A 20,723-nucleotide genomic window follows, 5' to 3' on the forward strand; every position below is an offset into this window, starting at 1 on the left:
CGGCGGCATATGAGCCTTACCAGGCGTAGTCCTCCGGGGCGGTCTTGTAGCCCGGGAAGATTTCGTCGAGGCGGGTCAGGGACTTCTCGTCGAGCTTGATGTCGACCGCGCGTACGGCGGACTCCAGCTGCTCCATCGTCCGCGGGCCGACGATCGGGCCCGTCACGCCCGGCTGATGCAGCAGCCACGCGAGCCCGAGCTCACCCGGCTCGTGCCCGAGCTCGTCCGCGAACGCCTCGTACTGCTCGATCTGCGGCCGGAGCTTCTCGAGCGTCTCCTTGGAGCGGCCCTCGAGGCGCCGTACGCCCTCGTTCTCCTTCCGGATCACGCCACCCAGCAGCCCGCCGTGCAGCGGCGACCACGGGATCACGCCCAGCCCGTACGCCTGCGCCGCCGGCAGCACCTCACGCTCGATGTCACGCTGTGCGAGGTTGTACAGAGACTGCTCGCTCACCAGCCCGACATAGTTGCGTCGCGCCGCCGCCTCCTGCGCCTGAACGATGTGCCATCCGGCGAAGTTGCTCGACCCGGCGTACAGCACCTTCCCCTGCTGTACGGCGACCTCCATCGCCTGCCAGATCTCTTCCCACGGCGTGTTCCGGTCGATGTGGTGGAACTGGTACAGGTCCACGTAGTCCGTCTGCAACCGCTTCAGGCTCGCGTCGAGCGCGCGGCGGATGTTGAGCGCGGACAGCCGGCTCGTGTTCGGCCACTCCTGCCCCATGTCGCCGTACACCTTGGTCGCCAGCACCGTCTTCTCCCGGTTCTTGGCGTCCTTGGCGAACCACTCCCCGATGATCTCCTCGGTCCGCCCCGGGTAGATAGACCGCCCGTACCCGTTGGCCGTATCAAAGAAGTTGATCCCCTTGTCATGCGCCGCATCCATAATCGCGTGCGCATCCCCCACCTCAGTAAGAGGCCCAAAGTTCATCGTCCCCAACACGATCCGACTGACGTTCAGTCCCGTACGCCCAAGCTGAGTAAATTCCATACCCTCCACCCTCGCTCCTCGGGCTGCGGGCTTCCAACAGGAGATTCCACTTGATCTGATCGTCTGGGCTTCTGAAAGGCGGCCCGCGCATCGGCCAGACTGACGCTGGACCTACCCCGCGCTCGCCGAGAACAGCGAGGGTTCGTGCGCGAATGCGGTCGACTTGACCAACGGTGACTCGGTCTTGGCGTCGGCCCAGCTTCGGGACATCGCGTTGTCGAGTGATTCCTCGTCCACCCTTCGGCCGAGAGCCGATGCGAGAACGTGGACGGCGAGGCGGGGCGGGATCGCATTGCCGATTTGTTGGGCGATGTCGCGGCCTGACCATGGGTAGTCGCTCGGGAAGGTCTGGAGCACGCCTGCCTCGGCGAGTGTCAGTCGGCCGTCTGGCGCGCCGTCCGTCTTGACGCGGTTGCGTGTGACCTTTCCGGTCACGGTGAACGCAGGTTGGTCAGACGTGCGGCGCCCGCGCTTCTTGGGATCTCCACCGGTTCCGTAGTTGGAGACAACTGTGAACGGTTCAGGTCGCTCGAGGGCCTCGTGCATCGTCCGCCATGGTTTGAGGCTCAGCTCACCGTGCTCACGAGAAACGTCTCGCCGGAACGGGCGATGCGTAGGAGTTGGGAGCGCAGCCTCCGCATCGAGTCTGGCGACGAGGATCGCGCGACGCCTGGTCTGGGGAACGCCGAACTGCTCTGTTCTGAGGATTCCGCACTCGCAGCTGTAACCGATGCTCGACAGTACCTCGCGGACCGTCTGCCAGACCGGAAGTACGGCGGGCACCTGCTCGAGAACGATTGCCTCGAACGGCTTGTCCGAGTGATGGGCATAGAGCGCCCAACGCAATGGCTCGAGCACGAGTCTCGTTCGCTCGTCGACGGTCGTCAGTACGGTCTCCGGGTCCTCGCCGGATGCCATGCTCCGCGCAGCCCGGACGACGAGGTCCAGCGCGCGCCGGCCGTCGCCGTTACCTGCGACGGTGTACGTCTGGCACGGTGGTCCACCGGCCAGGATCTTGGCGCCGCGAAACTTCCTGGGCGAGTGATCACGTACGTCGCCCATGACCGTCGAAAGGTCCGCCTCGATGCGGGTCGCACACGCGTTCGGATCCCATTCGATGCCGATTGCGGTGACTCCGAGCCATCGCGCTGCGACGTCGAGTCCACCGGGTCCTGCGAACAGGTCCACCATGTCGACTTTCTCAGGCAGACCGTGCCGATCCCGGGTCATGAGGCGAGAGTATAGGGCCGGCCGTTCGCCGAGCGGTTCGCAACGCCGTGCAACCTGCCAGGGCGGGGACCGCCGGAGCCGTGGCGGTTCCTGTCGGTCGGAACGACTTGACATCGGGGTCGACTTGCGGTGATTCCTGCTTCTGCTCCGCAGACTGTGAGAAGTTGGACTGCGTAATGGAGACGAACGACTCGACTGCTGAGGCGACAGGAATCCCTGCATCGCTCCGGCGAATTCTGGAGACCTCGCCGACAACCTCGGCGAGGATGTCGCGTCAGGCGCGCCGCGACACCAAGCCCGAGATCGAATTGCGACGGCGCCTTCACCGCCTCGGATATCGGTATCGAGTCAACTACCCGCTGCCCGGCCTGCCGCGCCGGAGGGCAGACATCACCTTTACTGGGAGACATGTGGTGGTGTTCGTCGACGGCTGCTTCTGGCACGGATGTCCCGAGCACGGCACCAGCCCACGGAACAACGGAGCGTGGTGGGCCGAGAAGCTCAGGAAGAACGTCGATCGTGATCGTGAGACCGATGCCTACTTGCGCGATGCGGGCTGGACCGTTCTGCGGATCTGGGAGCACGAGGACCCGGATGTGGCGGCTCAACGCGTCGTTGGGGTCTTGACTACCGAGAGGAACTCGGGTGACCGTACGTAACGTTCGGTCGTCGGTCGCGATATAGCCGCCGGGGGACCTCGGGGAGCAGGTGGCTCCAGGTTCAGGCGCACAGCGTCCCAACGCTATCGACCGCAGGAGCGGAGCATGTCAGATCCAGAGCTGTACGCAGTGTTCGCCGAGTTCGCGAGGACACACGGAGCAGCGGCGGCGGCCGATCGGTTCAAACGATCGCTGCCCGAACTCGCGGAGACGTTCCGCAAGCAGTTCGAGGACGACCTGGTTCGGGTCCAGGCCGGTGGGCCTCCCGTCATCGCAGCGGGTCGCAACGCCTGGTACAGCGGTCCCACGGACGCAGACCTCCACTGGCCGGCACTGCGACGGGAGTTCGAACGGCAGAACTGGCCGGCGGACCGCATCGATTCTGTCGATCGAGCGTCGAGCACCGTGGTCGCACATACGCCGCGCCCGGATCTCACTACTTGGGACGCAAAGGGCCTCGTCGTGGGATATGTCCAGAGCGGAAAGACGACAAACTTCACGGGCGTCATCGCGAAGCTCGCGGACGTCAAGTACAAGATGATCATCGTCCTGTCCGGCATCCACAACGGACTCCGACGTCAGACGCAGGTGAGGCTCGACGAACTGCTGAAGAATCTGACCGCCGACCAGTGGTTCACCATGACCGACGAGTCGACCGACTTCGTTGTGCCGACGCATCACGCCTCGGCCCTGCTGAGCTCCAGCAAGCCGGTCTTGATCGTCGCGAAGAAGAACGCGGCTGTGCTCAAGCGAGTCGTGAGATGGCTCGACACCCAGAACAGTCGAGAGGCGCTGAAGGCAGCTCCGGTGCTCGTCATCGACGACGAGGCGGATCAGGCCTCTGTGGCGACGGCGCAGATCAACCCACTGATCAGGCGCATCCTCAAGCTGATGCCGAAGTGCACCTACATCGGGTACACGGCCACGCCGTTCGCGAACGTGTTCATCGCGCCGAACCAGGACGATCTCTATCCGAAGTCGTTCATCCTGAACCTGCCACGACCGGAGGGCTACTTCGGACCCGAGATGATCTTCGGCCGGGACGAGGTCGAAGGTGAGGGCGAGGGCGCAGCGCCGGACGGCTACGACATGGTCCGAATCGTGTCTGAGGACGAGGTCCCGATGCTCAGGCCGGTGGGAAAGATGCCCGCTGCGGAGTTCGAGCCCGAGATGACCGAGAGCGTCGTAGATTCCGTTCGCTGGTTCTGGCTGGCGACCGCCGCCCGACGGGCCCGGGGCGACTTCGGCCACAGCACAATGCTTATTCACACGTCGGTGAAGATCGACGTGCACGAGTCGTTCAAGGATCCACTGCTCGGGCTCCGCAGGCAGGCGTTGAGGCAGCTCGCGCGGGGCGACCACACCGACATCGCGGACTGGCGCAAACTCTGGGAGCAGGAATACGTTCGAGTCCCGTCGACGGACTGGGGCCGCGAGGCTCTGACATTCGACGACGTGCTGCGTTATCTACGTGCCGTGGTCGACGAGACCGCGGTGGTGCTCGACAACTACCGCAGTCAGGACCGTCTCGACTACAGCCAGGGGCCGGTCGTCGCGATCGCGGTCGGGGGCAACACCTTGTCCCGAGGGCTCACGCTCGAAGGGCTGGTCGTCAGCCTCTTCGTGCGAGGCGCGACGGCTTACGACACCCTGCTGCAGATGGGCCGTTGGTTCGGTTATAGGACGGGCTACGAGGAGCTGCCGCGAATCTGGATGACGAGCAGCCTTGCAGCTGCATTCAGGCATCTCGCGACTGTCGAACACGAGATGCGGGACGACATCGACCGGTACCAGCGACAAGATCTGACGCCGACCGAGGTCGCGGTACGGATCCGCACGCACCCGTCCCTCCGGATCACCGCGAAGATGGGCGCCGCGCAGCCGGCCGAGGTGTCGTACGCCGGGAGCCGCCTGCAGACCCGGTACTTCTACACCGAGGACGCGGACTGGCTGGGAGCGAATTTCGAGGCGACCCGTGCACTGATTCAGGAGTCGGTCAGGCACGGAACACAGGACCGTAAAGGGCAGGCCGTCGTACTGCGCGACGTTCCGGCACCTGTGGTGCAGCGTTTCCTCTCGAACTATCGGGTACACCCTGACTCGCCGGACATGGATGCGGCGCTACTCAACAAGTACATCGATCGCCAGCTCGAATCCGACTCGCCGAGCCTGTCGCGCTGGTCGGTATGTGTTGTTCCTGGTACGGGGCAGACGATGGTGGACCTCGGGAGCGGCGTGCAGGTTGCCTCTGTGATTCGTTCCCGCCTCAACGACGAGGAGCCTGGCCGTGCTGACATCAAGACCCTTATGAGCAGGCAGGATCGCGTGCTGGACGTCTCGATTCCGGTCGGTGACGCCAAGACGGAAGCACAACTCAAGGACCTGCGCGACGCCGATCCCGGGCTCCGCGACCGCGGCCTACTCGTGATTTATCCGATCGACGCGCGCAGTGATCCCGTGCAGAAGCCGACTTCCGAGTCCGATCCTAGGAGCCCTCGGCGCCCCCTCGCTGCAGTCGGCACCGTGATCGGCGTCGGTCTGGTTTTCCCTGGACAGCCGGCGGAGAAGAACAGTGTGACTGCCACCCACCTTGCGGTCGACCTCACCGATGTCGAGAAGGACGACCTCGACGAGGCCATCGAGACGGACACCGAGAGCGCAGAGCAATGACGACACGCGACCTGCTGAGTCGAGGATGGGCCGTACTCTCGCCGCCGACCGATCACCGGAAATACATGTCCTTTCCGCTTGGTCCACAGGTCGGCCGGACCAACTGTCGCATCGCCGTCGACCGGACCGGCGCCAGGCACGTGCTTGTGCCGGTCGAGCAGAACGACGCGGTGCAGTCGCAACGAGGGTCGGCCCTGACGGTCGAAGAGCATCACCTGGTGTTCGGTGGCACCGAGCAGTCGTACGTAGATGTCGGCTGCGTCCGATCCGACCTCTACTACGAGTTCGACGGTGTCGTACAGGACATCGTCGACGCAGTGCAGGGCTCGTCTGACGCACGGCAGGCGACGCTCGAGGTGGTTGGGCGCTGGCGTCGGTTGTTCGGGACGGCCGTCGTGCGTGGGCTGACCGCAGAAGCGCGCCGCGGTCTGTTCGCCGAACTCGCCTGTCTTCAGGAGCTCCTGGCCGTCCAGGCGAGTCTGAATGTCGACAGCTGGCGTGGCCCACTGCTCGAGCCGCACGACTTCGAACTCACGTCGGCCTGCGTCGAGGTCAAGGCATCCGGCACGATCTCTGAGGCGGTTCGTGTGCACGGACTCGAACAGTTGGAGCTTCATGACGGCAAATGCCTCTACCTTGCCGTCCTGACGATCGCCGAGGACCCACAGGGGCGCACGATCCCGGACCTCGTGGCGGACCTGCGGAGTGTCGTGGCTGACCTCCACACCTTCGCGGGGCGACTGCTCTCGGCAGGCTGGAGCGACGAGGATCCTGGGGTGAACTCCCGCTACGTGATCGGACCGGTCAGCGTCGTACCGGTCTCCGCAGAATTCCCGCGGATCGTTCGGAACTCGTTCGCTGGCGGCAACTCGCCGGACGGAGTCGGTCGGGTCGAGTACTCGATCGACAGGGCGGCACTCGTTCCGCACGCGACGATGGCGTCGCTGACCGAACTCGCGACGAAGGCGGTCGCATGAGCACGCGATGGTGGTCGCAACCGTTCGCGCCGGAGGGGTCCGCTGCTGCGGAGGGCATCGTGAAGCAGCTCGGGCGACCGCTGCTGGACCCGCTGACAGTCCTTGTCCGCGAGGCCGCGCAGAACAGCTGGGACGCCCGCGCAAACGACGGTCAGGTCGACTTCCGGATCCGCGTCACGACACTCGGCTCGCGCACGGCCGCCTGGCGGGACCTGATTCTCCCCGGCCCGAAGGGTGCCGCCGAGCTTCCCCTCGACTCGCTCATCGCACAAGATGCGGTCCTGCTCGTCGTCTCGGACCGTGGCACCCGTGGCCTCGGTGGTCCGCTCCGGGCGGGAACCAGGCCGGCTGACAACGAGAAGGCCGACTTCGTGCAGTTCCTAAGGAACGTCGGGGAGCCGAACGACAACGAGTTCGGCGGCGGGACCTATGGTTTCGGCAAGGGCATCTTCTACCGGTTGTCGCGGACGTCCGCGATCCTGGTCGACACGCTGACCTCTCAGGGGGATCGTCGACTCATGGGCGCGGCGCTCGGGAACAGCTGGTACGACGACGACCAGCGATACACCGGGAGACACTGGTGGGGCGAAACCGCGGCGGACAGCATTCCGGATCCGTACGTCGGGTCGGTGGCCCATGACCTGGCCGGGCGACTCGGCCTGCCAGGATTCGACGACGGTGCGACTGGGACCGACGTCGCCCTGATCGCTGCCGATCTCGGTACGTCGGACGGCGCTGGTGAGTCTCGGCCGCGAACGGTACAGGAGGCCGGCCTCTTCCTCGCTTCCTCGATGTTGTGGCACCTCTGGCCGAAGGCGGTGGAGGTCGACTCGGTTCCGCCGATGCGGTTCTCGGTCGAGATCGACGGTGAGGTGCTGGAGGTTCCTGACCCACGGTCGGTCTCCGAACTGCGGCCGTTCGTCGAGAGCCTCGAGAAGGTTCGGGCCGGCGCCGCATACGCCTATCGACGCACGGTGGCTCCGAAGGACGCCGGTCGGCTCGCGTTGACTGTCGCTGCCGCAACGACCTCGAGATCGGTCGACGACGTCATAGAGATGGCCAAGCCTTATGAGGGGCCTGCGCATCACATCGCGCGAATGCGTGTCGCAGAACTGGTGGTCGACTACCTGCCGACGAACGCGCATCCGGACGAGCTGCTGCGGTACGGAGGGGTGTTCAGATCGACGCTCGAGTCGGACGAGTTCTTCGCCTCGTCCGAGCCACCCACGCACGACAGCTGGGTTGAGAAGGGTCTCAGCGGTACGGCGCGCGGCGTTGTGCAAGGCGCGCGCAACTTCGTGGTCAAGACTGTCGACAGCGACCTGGGATTGGGCGAAGGGGCCACAGGCGGACAGGCCAAGGGCCTCGGCGCGCTGTCATCCCGATTGGCGTCTTTGCTGCCCTCAGTCGCCGCGACCGGCCCGGGTGCCCGTACGAGCCGATCGTCGGGTGGGTCCGGCGGATCGGGCCGTGCTGCGCCGCGCATTGTCGAAGGCCCCAATCTCCTCCGGCATGGCGGAAAGCTGCATCTGGTGGCAAAGGTCCATGTTCCGCCGCTGCCGTCGGACCGTACGGTCAGAGCCGAGGTTGCCGTCGTGGTCGAGGGTGGCGGACGCGAATCCGCTCCGCCGGCCGGCGCGGCCGTTCCTTCGGTGACAGGTTGGCGGACTCAGGACGATCGCGGTGTCGACGGGCCGGAGGTGGTCGTCCGCTCCGGGGATTCGCCTGATTGGTGGGTCTTTGCGACCTATGTCCCTGACGCCGTCGTTCGGTTCAGGATCACGGAGGGCGCCGCCGATGGCAGCTGACGTCCGCCCGTACCTGGTGCCGAGCTCTGGCTGTGTGTCGTGGCAACCTTGGCAACTAGCCGATGGCGACGAATCGATCGTCCTGCCCGATGTCCTCGAAGGCTGGGACTCGGGGACCGACCTGATGATTCGTCGGCTCGTCACCGTGGACCAGGAACGTCTACGGAACGAGGCCGAGCTTCCCGCCGAGGTCGGCCTGGTGGCAACCGTCTCATGGACCAGTTCCACGTCTCAGATGAGCGAATCGGTACGACCGATCTGGCTGGCGAGCTCGAGTCCGTACGTCCTCGAGGCGGTTCTCCCGGGGGACAGGATCGGTGGTGTGCTGCGGGTCCGAACCACCATCTCCATTGCCAACGCTCCGGACTCCCGTGTGCCCGGTATCGCCCGCCTGCCTGGATCGGTCCTCTGCGACGATCGGGCGGAGGTTGCCCTAGAGGGCACGATGTCGATGTTCCCCGTTCACGGTGTCGATTTCAGTCACACCAATCTGCATCCGTCGGCGTCGTGGCATCTCGAGGGTTCGCCTGATCTGCACGCGCCCTTCATGGGAACGTTCCGCCTGCTTCTGAACCGCCTGGACGGTGAACTGATGAAGGCGGTCGAGCGTGGGGCGAAGACGGCCCGCCAACAGGCCCTCGTCGACGAGTTGGCTCACGGCGTGGCAGAGCTCCTGCTCGAATTGGCGGTCGTGCACCGCGACGAGTTGTCCGACCGGGACGGCTGGCCCACGGACACTGTCGGAGACGTCCTGAGCCGATGTCTCGCGCAGGCTGGCGAGCTCCGCGAGCCATCAGGCGCTCAGGACCTGCCGAGGTTCCGGTCGACACTGGCCGGCATTGTGCGGGCCGGTGGGCAAGGAAGGATGTTCGAATGAGCGTGCTGTGGCCTCGTCTTCCTGAGCCCGTGGCGTTCGAGGAGTACGAAAAAGTGCGGGCCGGATCGGAACTTCGGACCGCGGCGCATCATCCCGAACAGGTGTACGCGCCGGTGGGAGAGCGCGTAGACGGTTCCGAAGTCGGCCGTCTCGCGCAGGAGGTTGCCGACCTGGCGGTGTCCCATGGCTTCCCCAACGCCGTCCCGGATGCGTCGAAGATCGCCTTCGACCGCAACTGCGCGCCCTTGATCCGCGGGCTGATGGACATCACCTGGGCGGAGGCCGGAACACGGTCCATCTGGTCGTTCGTCGCCCTCGTGCCACTCCCAGAGGTCACGTGCTGGCGGTTCGGTGTCGGAAACGTAGAACGTTGGGTGGCGTCCGACCTCACGCGACACACCTGGTCTCGGCTGTGGTGGCAAGCGGTGGTGTTCGAGTCGGACCCTGAGTTGCTCGGACTGCTGACCGAAAGCGATCTCAACCAACTGCTCGAGCGGCGCGCGATCGGCGGCGATCCGCGCCTGGTTCGAAGTATTGCCAGAGCACTCGTTCAGAGCGATCTGGCCGGCATTCCCCGACGCCGCGTGATCCGGGACGTGTCGCAGCGGCTTCTTCGTCACCTGGCATTCGTCGACGTCCGTGCGCTCGAGGATCGAACCCTGATCGAGTGGTGCACATATCTGGTTGGTGAATCGGTCGCAAGCATCCGACGCCTGCCGCCTGGTCCGGAATGAACGGCAGGGATTCCGACAGGGCGCCTGACACGCCTGATCTCGGAGCAGTACTTGGCCGGGTTCGATAGTTTTGGCTGGTTCGAATGCGGTCTGCACCGGCCGTCGTGAGCCTCGATAAAGGACGATGTTGGTGAGTTCTCCGCTGACCCTGCAGTTCGATCCGCTGACCATCGAGCACCTGGGGTACAAGATGTACTCCCATCTGCCGAACGCTTTGGCCGAGTTGATTGCGAATGCGTACGACGCCGATGCGACAAAGGTGCGAGTTTTCCTTCGGGACGACGACGACGGCCGAGCTGTCGTCGTCGAGGACAACGGTCATGGCATGGGGCTCGGTGATCTGCAGGACAAGTACCTTCGAATCGGTCGTAATCGGCGGGCCGAGGACGACGGGCGCTCAGAGTCGGGACGCCGCGTGGTCGCCGGCAAGAAGGGCTTGGGAAAGCTGGCCCTGTTCGGCATCGGCGAGACCATCCTGCTGACCACCAAGCGGCACGGCGAGTCCGCAGAGCTGCAGGTTGCCTTGAGCTGGTCCGACATCAAGCACGCCACCGGGACGGAGTACCACCCAGCGCTTTCCTCTCGTGCCGCGTCGGTCGAGACGCACGGCACAACCGTGGAGTTGACGAAGCTACATCGCAGGACACCCGTCAACGCACGCGAGTTGGCACAGAGCCTGGGCAGGCTGTTCGGATACCTCGACGAAGACTTCGAGATCGAGGTCATCGATGCGGCAGGTCTCAAACGGCCTGTCGATCGTGACTCGCGCTTGAACTCCATCGACACCGATGTCGAATGGCGCATCCCGGAGGACCTCCCTGTCGATCTACGGGCCGAGGTGCCGAACGACAAGATCAGAGGTCGGATCGTCGCCGCGGCCAAGCCGGTCCCCGCGGAGCAACGCGGCGTCGCTCTGTACGCCCATGGCAGGCTGGCGAACGAGCCGGAGTTCTACGGCGTCTCGGAGTCCAGTTACGCGTTCTCGTACTTGACCGGATATCTCGACGTCGACTACATAGACGACGGGGCAGCAGACGTCATCGCCACCGATCGGCGGTCGATCAGCTGGGACAGCGACCTGACCGCCGATCTCAACACGTATCTTCAGCGTCTGCTGCGATGGGCCTCGCACGAGCGCAGGGCGGCTCGGAAGAAGGCGACCGAGGAACGCATCGAATCGGATCACGGGGTTGATCTGAACAGGTGGGTCGGATCGATCCGGAGCGAAGAGCGGGAGGCTGTCGGGCGAGCCGCTTCGGTCTTGACGTCCCCGGACTCGGCGCTTGACGACGGAGATCGAAATGTGCTGTTCGAAAGTCTCCGGACGATCGCTCCCGACTACGCAGACCTGCACTGGAGGCATCTGCACCCTGCCATCAAGAGAGTGTCCGAACGGTACTACGAGTCGGGCCTCTTCCATGCAGCACTGTCCGAAGCGCTCAAGCGGTTCGTCAACGAGATCCGAACGGCCACCGGCCTCGGTGGGCGGGAGGCGTCCGCCATCGTCAACGAGGCATTCAAGGTCAAAGACGCCGACGAGGTCCCGCAGATAGACGTGGCCGGTCGCTATGCCGACGTCGGGTTCGACATCAAGACGTTGAGGAACATGCGTGAAGGCCAGTGGAAGCTTTCGCACGGCGTGGTGACCGCCTTCCGCAACCCGGTCGCCCATGAGGAAGAGCTTCTACTGATCGAGACCGAGGCGATGACCTATCAGGACTGTTTGGACGCGCTGAGCATCTTGTCGCATCTGTATCGACATCTGGAGCGGGCCCTGGAGTCGTCCGCGGCCTCGGACAGCAGCGCCTGACAAATCGCCCGCCGGTGTCAGGCGAGATTCCTTGGTTGTCGACCGAGGCGACCATGTCGGTGATCAGTTCGACGAGTTTGTCCTGGCGACTCACCACGGACAACGGCGCGAAGGTTGCCACGATCACGGACTTGGCTTTGGCTGGTGCCGCACCATCGAGCCGCAGCGCTTCTTCGGCGTACCGCTCGACGTGGTCCTTGACCGAAGGTCTGGTGGCCAGGCTGCCGCGTCGTAGCCCAGTGTGAGGTCGGACAGACCTGACCGGTTGTTGCTGTCGATGGGAACACCCAACCGATGGACAAGGTTAGAGGCTCCGCGTACACCCCAGCTGAACGTCAGGCCGCTCACTCTGCACGAATTAAGACCCGCTGGAGCGGTTCACGATAGTCTGCGTCCGTGATCGACTTGAGGAATTGTGCCTCGTCGATTCGCGCAGCGGGATCCATTGCCTGGCGCTCTGGACGTGCGATCAGTTGGCCGCCGTACGCGCTGAGAACCGGCGACCCCGACGTCAGCAGAGTGATCGGCGTACCTGCTCATCTCTACGAGGTGGAGCTTGCCTCGCTTCATGGACTGGTTCAGATAGCGACGGTGTTCTCCATCGATTGCGTGAAGCGTTGCGCCACAGCGACGAAGCGGAAGTCCCGGGTGGCGAGCACTCGGTCAGGCGAGTTCGGAAGCCGTCTGGCTCTGATTCGTGCATGCCAGGCCAAACGGACTTCCTCGCATCTTCGAGACAACTAGCGCCCTTCAGGAGGGTGGGCCGTGCAGTACTTGCCTGCGAGATAGCGTCATACGACGGCATTGTCGAACTCGTCCAACGACAGCCCCACAGGTCGCTGCCGTAGTCGACGAGTTGAGCGAGCACGTGGCGGAAGTCGGGTTCTGTGGACCGGTCTTGAGCGACGAGAAGTAGATCTCCGCTCCGGGCGAGACCTACGAGGTCGATGCGCCCGGAAGCCAGACTGACTTCCTGCCCGACGACGAGCAGCGGACCGTCGAGTCCGATGTCCTCGATCAGAAGCAGACCCGGTGACTTGCGCAGGCGGTCGTGAAGGTATTGCTCGTCCGGCGCAACCTCTTCGAGAACTGCCTCAGTTCCGTCCTCGCGTAGTACGACGAACTTTCTGCCCACGATCCCTCCCGATTGCGCACTGCATGCATTGTCCGGCACAGATCGGCGGCGGTGCTCCCTGCTGCGAGGGCTGTCGCGGTGTGGACCGACGTGAGCTTTGTGTGGCTGATTCCATGACAGCACGGACTGTGAGGAGGGCTGCTACGGTGTGCGGCTCTATCGGGATCGTCAAGGCACGTTCCAGGTGGGCGTCTGCATCCAGCGAATGGATCTTGCCTTCCCTGTGGAAGAGTTCTTCCGGAGTGACCTTCGCGAAGAGATTCTCGCCCTGCGGGAGACCGAGTTTCGAAAGTTGGCGCGAAGTACGGCGCCGAGGGGAGTGAGATGCCGATCGAGTTCGAGGCCAAGGTGTTGGGCGTCGATCCGGGTGAGGTGGCGGGCAAGATTCTCTCGCTGGGTGGGCGTCGTGTCGGGGATCGCTTGATGCGGCGGTACGTCTACGACATTGAGGCTGGGGACCAGTCGCGGTGGATTCGGTTGCGCGACACCGGTACGGCGGTGACGTTGACGGTGAAGGAGATCGCGCACGACGGGATCGACGGTACGACGGAGACCGAGGTGGTGGTCGGGGACTTCGAGGCGACCAACGAGTTGCTGCGGCGCATCGGGTTCGAACCGAAGTCGTACCAGGAGAATCGGCGGACGAGCTTCGAGCTTGCCGGCGCTCAGTTGGAGCTCGACTGGTGGCCCTTGATTCCGCCGTACCTCGAGATCGAGGGGCGCTCTCGGGAACACGTCGTTGAGGTTGGTCGCATGTTGGGTGTTCCCGAAGATGACCTCAGGGGTGAGAACACCGCGAAGGTGTACGCCCGCTATGGGATCGATCTGGGCGCGATCCGCGAGCTCCGGTTCGCCGAATGAAGCATTGACTAGCGCTCTCTGCCGGGCGGGATGCCGCGGTGGGCGTTGATTGAAGGCGGCTGGGTGGAGGGTTGCGCGGTGACGGCTCCGTGGGCGGGGGCCACGTTCGAGGCTGCGGCGAGGGCTTTGCTGAGGTCGGGTGGGAGGGGGAGGCGGGGTGGGCCGGTGGGTTCGGCGGCACCGCGTTGGAAGGTGGGACGGTGGTTGGGGAGGTGGGCAAGCTCGGGGACGGGTTGCCCGAGTTCACGCCCGAGGCGAGTGCCTGCCACCCCGAAAGGGAGGCCGTCTCCACGGTGCTCGAAGCAGAGGGCCTCGCGGTAGGGGAGTCCGCCGTCCTCGGGTTCGTACTCCCGGTAAAGCAAGCGGTGTGACGGACCGAGGTCCTGGCCGTAACGGAACTCGGGAACGACCGGCAGCTTGATCTCGGCGCAGTCCCGGAGGTCATGGTGGCCAGGAGAGTACCCAAGACGCTTGCCGTCGAAGTCGTCCTCGCGCCCTCCTGCCAGTGCTCGGAGGCCGAGTTTCAGCGCTTGGAGTTCTCGAGCGCGGAGGCTGTCGGGCCGCGAGGCCGCGGCCTGCTCGAGGATCCCGATCTTCCGCCGGAGCTCAGGGTCGATGATGATGCGGAACCGCGCGGTCATTTCTTCGGCAGGTCAGAGTCGTCGATCGGCTCGTCGAGATCCCAACCGAACTCTGCCGCTACATCCTCGAGTGGTACGGACGGCTCCTTGTCGGCCAGGCGCTCTCGGGCGATGTCGTACACGTGGTCGAACTCGAGGGTGTCGGCTGAGAGTACGGCGAGGCGTTGCCAGAGGTCCCAGGAGATGACGACGCCTTCAGGCTGCCCTGCGTCGCCGACGATGAAGGGGCCGGCCTCGCCCGAGCGGAACCGTTCGAGCATCTGCGGAAGGTGCTCGGCGGCGGCGGACGGGCCGATCACCCAGATCCGTTCACCGCCGGCGAGAATGTGCGGTGTTTCGTCGGAGTTCATCGAGGTCCTTCCGGTGGTTGCTGCGTCCTCTACAGAATAGGAAGTCGACGCTGGCGAGGCGGGGAGTTATCCACAGGGCGCTACCTTGGTTTGAACTCGGACTCGTTGGCCAGCTCGCTCAGATCCCGCCGTACCTGGAGATCGAGGGTGACTCGCGTGGGCATGTTGTCGAGGTGGCTGGGGCACTTGGCATCGATGAGTCGCGGCTGACTGGGGAGAACACAATCAAGGTCTTTGCGCGCTACGGGATCGATCTGACCACGATCGGCACCCTGCGGTTCGATTGACGGCTGCCCAGAGCTGGTTACCTGCTCTGGGATGGGCCTCTGTTTGGTGGGCGGCGTTGGGCTGCCGGCGGGTGGGTGGTTTGTGGTCCGGAGGTGCCGGGTGGGGGAAGTCCCTCCATGGCCTTCAATGCTTGGGCCAGGTCGGCCGGTAGCGGCATGCGGGGCGGTGTAACGGGACGGCCGGACTCTTTGCCAGGGCCAACTGCCGGACGGACTGTCGGGAGGTGGTCAAGCTCGTCGAGGGCGACGCCCTTGGATCGTCCGAGCCGGGCGGCGGTCACGTCGAAGATCTCGCCGTCCTTGCGAGGAGCAAAAGCGACAACCTGCCGTACCGGGAGGTGCGATTCGGTTGGGCCTTCGAACTCTCGGTAGGTCATCCTGTGCGAGGGACCCATCGGCTGGCCGCGCCTGTTCAATTCCTGCACGACAGGAATCTTGATCTCCGCGCAGTCGCGAAGATCTGAATGATCGTCAGAGCGGCCTAGGCGCTCTCCTGCGAACTCGGCCTCGCGGCCCTCACGCAGGGCGCTTAATCCGAGGCGAACTGCTTCGAACTGCTGGGCGGCCGGACCGTTAGGCTCTGCCTGGGCGCGGGCGTAGAGGTCACGGAGTTCGTCCAAGAGCTCCGGATCGATGATCAGGTGGTATTTCGCGGTCATCGCGAGGCGGGCGGCTCGTTGTCGCTGTCGAGGTTCCACCCGAACTCCTCGGCCAGTTCGTCGGCCGAGACGTAGTCCTCGACGCGGTTGGTCGCCAAGCGCCGCCGAGTGACCTCGCGAATCTCTGCGGCCTGCTCGGCATCGGCTGCCAGCTCTTCGAGCTGCTCCCACCGGTCGAACGGGACGACCACGCCTTCTGGTTGGCCCTCGTCGCCGAAGATCAGTGGCTCAGCCTGACCTGCACGGAACCGCTGGAGCATCCGAGGCAGGTTGTGCGCGGCGGTGGCCGTGTCGATCACATTGACCCGGTCACCATTGGGCCGGTCCTGCGGCGTCTCCGTCGACATCTGAACTCCCTCACTAGCTTTCGCCCAGACTAAATGACCTCGTCATTGCTTGGGCTTCGGTCTGACATCGGAATCATCGATGGGTCGTCGAGGTTCCAGCGGACGCGTTCTCCGTCGGCGAGCAGGTATGACGCTTCCTCGGAGTCCATCGTGGTCCTTCCCGGTTTGTGGACGTTCTCAGCAGAATATGAGCGGCGCTCTGTTCGGGAGAGGAGTTATCCACAGGGGGTGACGGGTGTTGTCGGGTGGGTTGGGTGGGCGTAGCTTCGGAGGTGGGTGAGTGGGGGATGAGCGCCGGCTGGGGGTGTGTTTGCCGGTGGAGGAGGCTCTGCCCGGACGTCCCTCCAGATGGGTGGAGCTCAAAGGAGCCCGGGGCGCTTTGGCGCTCCGGGCTCCCTCTTGGTCGGGTGACGAAGGTCAGAGGTTGTGGAAGAACTTGCGGAGGTCGGCGGTGAGCTCTTCGGGGCGTTCTAGGGAGGCGAAGTGGCCGCCCTTGTCGAAGTTGGACCAGTGGACGATGTTGGTGTTGTCGCGGTCGGCGAGCGGGCGGATGGTCTTGAAGTCGTCGGCGAAGACGGCGACGCCGGTGGGGGCGTGGTTGAGTTGGGGCTCGGCGCCGGAGTTGGCCTCTTCGTAGTGGTAGCGGCCGGCTGCGGCTGAGGTGTTGGTGAACCAGTAGAGGGAGACCTCGGTGAGGATCTGGTCCTGGGTGACCAGGCTGGTGCCGTTGCCGAAGTTGTTGAAGAGTTCGTTCCAGGCGAGCTGCCCGACCGGTGAGTCGGAGATGCCGACGGCAACGGTCTGGGGGCGGGTCGAGTTGATCGCGTTGTACCCGCCGACCGACTGGAACCACTTCAGGTGCTCGAGTGCGGCGTAGTCGGCCGGCGTGAACTTCTCGAACTCGGCCGGGTCGCCCGACGGGAAGGAGAACAGCTGCAGGACGTGCAGTCCGAGGAATCCGGGTGGGTTCAGTACGCCGAGCTCCCGGGCGACCATCGCGCCGGCGTCGGACCCGTGCGCGCCGTACGACTCGTACCCGAGCCGCCGCATCAGCGTGTCGAACGTCCGCGCGACCCGCGCCATCGTCCAGCCGCGGTCGGCGAGCGGCGTGCTGAACCCGAAGCCGGGGATCGACGGTACGACGACCGAGAACGCGTCCTCGGCGGATCCGCCGTACGCGACCGGGTCGGTGAGCGGGCCGATCATGTCGAGGAAGTCGGCGAACGAACCCGGGTACGTGTGGGTCAGCAGCAGCGGGGTGGCGCCCTCGACCTCCGACGGCACGTGGATGAAGTGCACGGTCTGCCCGTCGATCTCGGTCAGGTAGTGCGGGAACTCGTTCATCCGCGCCTCCTGCGCCCGCCAGTCGAACCCGTTCTGCCAGCGGTCGACCATCTCGCGGAGGTAGTGGTTCGGAGTGCCGAGGTCCCAGTCGTCGCCCGGGGCGGCCTCGGGAAGGCGGGTCCGCGCGAGGCGGGCGTTGAGGTCGTCCAGGTCGGCCTGGGCGATCGTGACGGTGAAGGGCCGGATGCTCTCGTTCGTGTTCATGGCTCTACCGTAGAATCCGTATAGGAACATTAGATTCCTAATTGGGAGATCGTTTTGCTCGAGACTTCGCAGCGTTTGCTAGCACTGCTAGCCCTGCTGCAGACGCGTCCGGCGTGGACCGGTTCCGAGCTGGCCGAGCGGCTCGAGGTGACGACGCGGACGGTGCGGAACGACATCGACCGGCTGCGCGAGCTCGGGTACCCGGTTGATGCGACGCGCGGTCCGGCCGGCCACTACCAGCTCGGCGTCGGCGCGAAGCTTCCACCGCTGCTGCTGGACGACGAGGAGGCAGTCGCCGTCGCGGTCGGTCTGCGGACCGGTGCGGGCGTTGTCGGGATGGGGGAGAGCAGCGTTCGCGCGCTGACCAAGCTCCAGCAGGTACTCCCGCATCGTCTGCAGCGCCAGGTGAACGCGATCAACAAGGCGATGGACAAGGGCCCCGACAACACGCGTTCGAACGTCGATGCTCCCGAGATCGATCCCGCTGTACTGTCGACGATCGCGGCGTGCATCCGGGACGAGCATTACCTTCGCTTCGAGTACGTCGTACCGGACGGCGTCTCGCTGTACAAGGCGGGATCGAGTGTCACGCAGCAGTTGCCGATCCTCGTCGAGCCCTATCGGTTGGTGAGCTGGCACGGGTACTGGCATCTGGTCGCGCGGGACGAGCAGGGCGCCTGGCACACGTACCGGGTCGACTGGATGTCGTTGCGGATGGCAACGGGGCGGCGGTATCAGCCGCGTCCGATGGCCGACGGGGAGTACATCGATTTCGTACTGCGTGATGTGGCGTCGGCGGGGTGGAAGGTGCATGCCCGCATCACGGTGTACGCGCCCGCGCAGGAGGTCCTGTCCCGTATCCACGCAGCCGTCGGCATCGTCGAATCCGTCGATGACGACACCTGCATCCTGGTCACGGGCGCCGACTCGCTCGAGACGATCGCCGTCTACATCGGCATGCTCGGCCTCGACTTCCACGTCGACGGCCCGCCGGCCCTCGTCAACCACCTTCGCACCGTGGGCGAGCGCTATCTGAAGGCGATCGGCGTACCGAAGAACGGGTAGTGGTCGCGAGCTGGAGCGCAGCGGAGGAGGGGGCGGGCCGGGGAGAAGGGCGGGATCGGGGGGACCACCCGTTCTTAGGTACGTCGAGCGCGCCTAACGACAGGAGGTAGTCGGCAGATCCGCGGAATGGGAGAGGGGCTCGGGCGGGCGCGAGGGGCGGTTGGTCGACTACGTCCTGTCGTTAGGTACGCCTAGGCCGGCGTTGCGGGCTTGGATTATGGCGGTGGCTCGGTCTGCCGTGCCTAGTTTGGTGAAGATGGTGGAGACGTTGTTGGCGACGGTTTTCGGGGCCAGGTCGAGGCGGGTGGCGATCGCGGGGTTGGAGAGGCCGGCGGCGAGGAGGTCGAGGATCTCGCGTTCGCGGGTGGTGAGTTCGGGGAACGGGTCGGTCGGTGGCGGGGCGGCGAAGAAGGTGAGGACGCGGCGGGCTACCCCGGGGCCGAAGATGGCTTCGCCGGCGGCTACGGCTCGGATGGCGCGGGCGATCTCCTCCTGTTCGGCGCCTTTGACGAGGTAGCCGCGGGCACCGGCGCGCATGGCGGCGAAGACCGAGTCGTCGTCTTCGAACATGGTGAGTACGAGGACGGCGACCTCGGGTGCGGCGCGGGCCAGTTCGCGGGTGGCGGCGAAGCCGTCCAGGTCGGGCATTTGGAGGTCGAGTACGGCGACGTCGGGGCGGGTCGTGACGACCTCGCGGATCGCTTCACGTCCGGTCGAGGCGACCCCGACAACCTCGATCCCGGGCAATGAACTGAGCAGCGCCTCCAACCCCGCCCGAACCACCGGGTGATCGTCGGCCAGCACGACCCGGATCACCGCAACTCCAAGGAAGAAGCCTCGGCAGACGGTACTGCGGGACTCGGTCCGGCAGGCGCGTCGGTGGAACTGCGGGCGGCGGGAGGGCGCGTGGCTTTGGGGTCGGCGGGCGCGTCGGCGGAGGCGTGGGCGGCGGGGGTGCGCGTGGCTTTGGGGTCGGCGGGCGCGTCGGCGGAAGCGTGGGCGGCGGGAGTGCGCGCGGCTGAGGCGTCGGCTTCGGCGGAAGCGTGGGCGGCGGGGGTGCGCGTGGCAGAGGCGTCGGCTTCGGCGGGCCCGTCGGCGGAAGCGTGGGCGGCGGGGGTGCCCGTGGTAGAGGGGGCGGCGGGCGAGTCTGTGTCGGAGGCCGCGGGAGTTTGGGCGGGAATGGCGTCGCGAGAGTGGATCGGGGTGTCGGTGGTGGAAGTCGGGAGGGGGAAGACGGCGCGGACGAGGCCGCCGTGGGCGGTTGGGCCGGCTTCGAAGGTGCCGCCCAGTTCGGCGGCTCGTTCGTTCATTGCTTGGATGCCGACGCCGGGCCGCCAGTTCTCGCCTGGTGGGCCGTCGTCGGTCACCTCGATCTCCAACGCGGTCCCGCAGCGCAGGGTGAGTACGGCGGAGGTTGCCCGCGAGTGCCGTACGACGTTCGTCAGCGCCTCGGTTGCGATCCGGTACGCGGCGACCTCCAACGCGGCGGGCAATGTCGGCAATCCCTCGGCTGCGACCTCCACCTGGAGCGTTGCTCCATCGGCACGGAAAGACAGCTGATCCGCGCGTTGCCGCAGTGCTCCGACCAGGCCGAGTTCGTCGAGTGCCGGGGGTCGCAGGTCCTCGACCAGACGACGGACGTCGGCGATCGCTGACCGGGTGTCGGAGCGCAACCGGGCGAGCAGTTCGACAGCCTGCGAGGTGTCGGTGGTGATCAGGTTCGCGGCGGCGTCCGCGGAGAATGCGACGCCGGTGAGCGTTGGCCCCAGACCGTCGTGCAAGTCCCGCCGCAACCGCCGACGTTCCTCCTCCCGCGCGGACACGAGCTTCTCGCGCGACGACTGCAACTCCGCCGACAATCGCGTCGCATGCAGCGCGACCGCCAGCGGTACGGCGACCAGTCCGAGCACACTGCGATCGGCCGACGACAACCCCGACTCGCCCGACCGCACCCCAACCTCGAGCGTCCCCACCACTTCACCCCCGTACGACAACTCCAGCGGTACGACGGAACTCGCCGCGGAACCGCCCGCGTACCCGCTGCGGTCAACAGCAGAACCGTCCGGGTACGCGC

Annotated in this window: 18 protein-coding genes; 10 read left to right on the top strand and 8 right to left on the bottom strand. The window is 65.6% G+C overall.

From position 1 onward, the window contains the following. Window positions 1-16: 16 nt before the first annotated feature. Both EV647_RS40055 and EV647_RS40060 read right to left on the bottom strand, forming a co-directional pair. Window positions 17-991: an aldo/keto reductase gene (locus EV647_RS40055; protein WP_134012663.1), complete on the bottom strand. Its 975-nt coding sequence runs from the start codon at window positions 989-991 to the stop codon at window positions 17-19. A 111-nt stretch (window positions 992-1,102) separates the two neighbouring features. After that, the gene (locus EV647_RS40060) at window positions 1,103-2,221 is read right to left on the bottom strand and encodes a DNA cytosine methyltransferase (protein ID WP_134012665.1); all 1,119 of its coding nucleotides are present in this window, start codon (window positions 2,219-2,221) and stop codon (window positions 1,103-1,105) included. A gap of 176 nt (window positions 2,222-2,397) precedes the next feature. Here EV647_RS40060 and EV647_RS40065 point away from each other — a divergent pair, with 176 nt between their 5' ends. From EV647_RS40065 to EV647_RS40105, 8 genes are all read left to right on the top strand, one after another. Then, a complete protein-coding gene (locus EV647_RS40065; RefSeq protein ID WP_202876484.1) occupies window positions 2,398-2,880 on the top strand; it encodes a very short patch repair endonuclease in 483 nt (160 codons plus the stop codon). A 105-nt stretch (window positions 2,881-2,985) separates the two neighbouring features. Continuing rightward, window positions 2,986-5,550, top strand: coding sequence for a Z1 domain-containing protein (locus EV647_RS40070; protein ID WP_134012667.1), 2,565 nt, complete (start codon window positions 2,986-2,988; stop codon window positions 5,548-5,550). Further along, window positions 5,547-6,527, top strand: coding sequence for a PD-(D/E)XK motif protein (locus tag EV647_RS40075; protein ID WP_134012669.1), 981 nt, complete (start codon window positions 5,547-5,549; stop codon window positions 6,525-6,527). Before EV647_RS40070 ends, EV647_RS40075 begins: the two co-directional genes overlap by 4 nt. Then, window positions 6,524-8,335, top strand: a complete 1,812-nt coding sequence (locus EV647_RS40080; RefSeq protein WP_134012671.1) for a hypothetical protein — start codon at window positions 6,524-6,526, stop codon at window positions 8,333-8,335. The genes EV647_RS40075 and EV647_RS40080 overlap by 4 nt, the downstream gene beginning before the upstream one ends. Further along, complete coding sequence (locus tag EV647_RS40085; RefSeq protein ID WP_134012673.1) at window positions 8,325-9,212, top strand: hypothetical protein; 888 nt, start codon at window positions 8,325-8,327, stop codon at window positions 9,210-9,212. The genes EV647_RS40080 and EV647_RS40085 overlap by 11 nt, the downstream gene beginning before the upstream one ends. Continuing rightward, window positions 9,209-9,946, top strand: coding sequence for a hypothetical protein (locus EV647_RS40090; protein WP_134012675.1), 738 nt, complete (start codon window positions 9,209-9,211; stop codon window positions 9,944-9,946). Before EV647_RS40085 ends, EV647_RS40090 begins: the two co-directional genes overlap by 4 nt. 190 nt (window positions 9,947-10,136) lie before the next feature. Then, window positions 10,137-11,756, top strand: a complete 1,620-nt coding sequence (locus tag EV647_RS40095) for a TIGR02391 family protein (RefSeq protein WP_166680550.1) — start codon at window positions 10,137-10,139, stop codon at window positions 11,754-11,756. A 1,459-nt stretch (window positions 11,757-13,215) separates the two neighbouring features. Then, on the top strand, window positions 13,216-13,752 hold the full coding sequence (locus EV647_RS40105) for a class IV adenylate cyclase (protein WP_134012679.1): 537 nt from the start codon (window positions 13,216-13,218) through the stop codon (window positions 13,750-13,752). Between the two features lie 8 nt (window positions 13,753-13,760). Here the strand turns inward: EV647_RS40105 and EV647_RS40110 are convergent, their stop codons facing one another. Together EV647_RS40110 and EV647_RS40115 are read right to left on the bottom strand one after the other, a co-directional pair. Further along, window positions 13,761-14,393, bottom strand: a complete 633-nt coding sequence (locus tag EV647_RS40110; RefSeq protein ID WP_134012681.1) for a hypothetical protein — start codon at window positions 14,391-14,393, stop codon at window positions 13,761-13,763. Beyond that, window positions 14,390-14,743 carry a hypothetical protein gene (locus EV647_RS40115; protein WP_134012683.1) on the bottom strand — a complete coding sequence of 118 codons (354 nt, stop codon included), beginning with the start codon at window positions 14,741-14,743 and terminating at the stop codon, window positions 14,390-14,392. Before EV647_RS40115 ends, EV647_RS40110 begins: the two co-directional genes overlap by 4 nt. 511 nt (window positions 14,744-15,254) lie before the next feature. Between EV647_RS40115 and EV647_RS40125 the strand changes: the two genes are divergently transcribed. Beyond that, window positions 15,255-15,494, top strand: coding sequence for a hypothetical protein (locus EV647_RS40125; RefSeq protein WP_134012685.1), 240 nt, complete (start codon window positions 15,255-15,257; stop codon window positions 15,492-15,494). 191 nt (window positions 15,495-15,685) lie between these two features. Here the strand turns inward: EV647_RS40125 and EV647_RS40130 are convergent, their stop codons facing one another. Then, window positions 15,686-16,036 (bottom strand): hypothetical protein, encoded by a 351-nt coding sequence (locus tag EV647_RS40130; protein ID WP_134012687.1) that lies wholly within the window; start codon window positions 16,034-16,036, stop codon window positions 15,686-15,688. 417 nt (window positions 16,037-16,453) lie between these two features. Then, window positions 16,454-17,584 carry an epoxide hydrolase family protein gene (locus tag EV647_RS40135; protein WP_134012689.1) on the bottom strand — a complete coding sequence of 377 codons (1,131 nt, stop codon included), beginning with the start codon at window positions 17,582-17,584 and terminating at the stop codon, window positions 16,454-16,456. 54 nt (window positions 17,585-17,638) lie between these two features. Between EV647_RS40135 and EV647_RS40140 the strand changes: the two genes are divergently transcribed. After that, complete coding sequence (locus tag EV647_RS40140) at window positions 17,639-18,649, top strand: YafY family protein (RefSeq protein WP_134012691.1); 1,011 nt, start codon at window positions 17,639-17,641, stop codon at window positions 18,647-18,649. A gap of 168 nt (window positions 18,650-18,817) precedes the next feature. Here EV647_RS40140 and EV647_RS40145 read toward each other — a convergent pair whose 3' ends face one another. Further along, window positions 18,818-19,465 carry a response regulator transcription factor gene (locus EV647_RS40145; RefSeq protein ID WP_238177632.1) on the bottom strand — a complete coding sequence of 216 codons (648 nt, stop codon included), beginning with the start codon at window positions 19,463-19,465 and terminating at the stop codon, window positions 18,818-18,820. After that, a partial coding sequence (locus tag EV647_RS43460) for a sensor histidine kinase (RefSeq protein WP_255517920.1) occupies window positions 19,462-20,723 on the bottom strand: 1,262 nt, incomplete at its 5' end. The genes EV647_RS40145 and EV647_RS43460, both read right to left, overlap by 4 nt.

The organism is Kribbella sp. VKM Ac-2566 (assembly GCF_004366005.1).
In the GTDB taxonomy this organism is placed as follows: Bacteria; Actinomycetota; Actinomycetes; order Propionibacteriales; family Kribbellaceae; genus Kribbella; species Kribbella pratensis.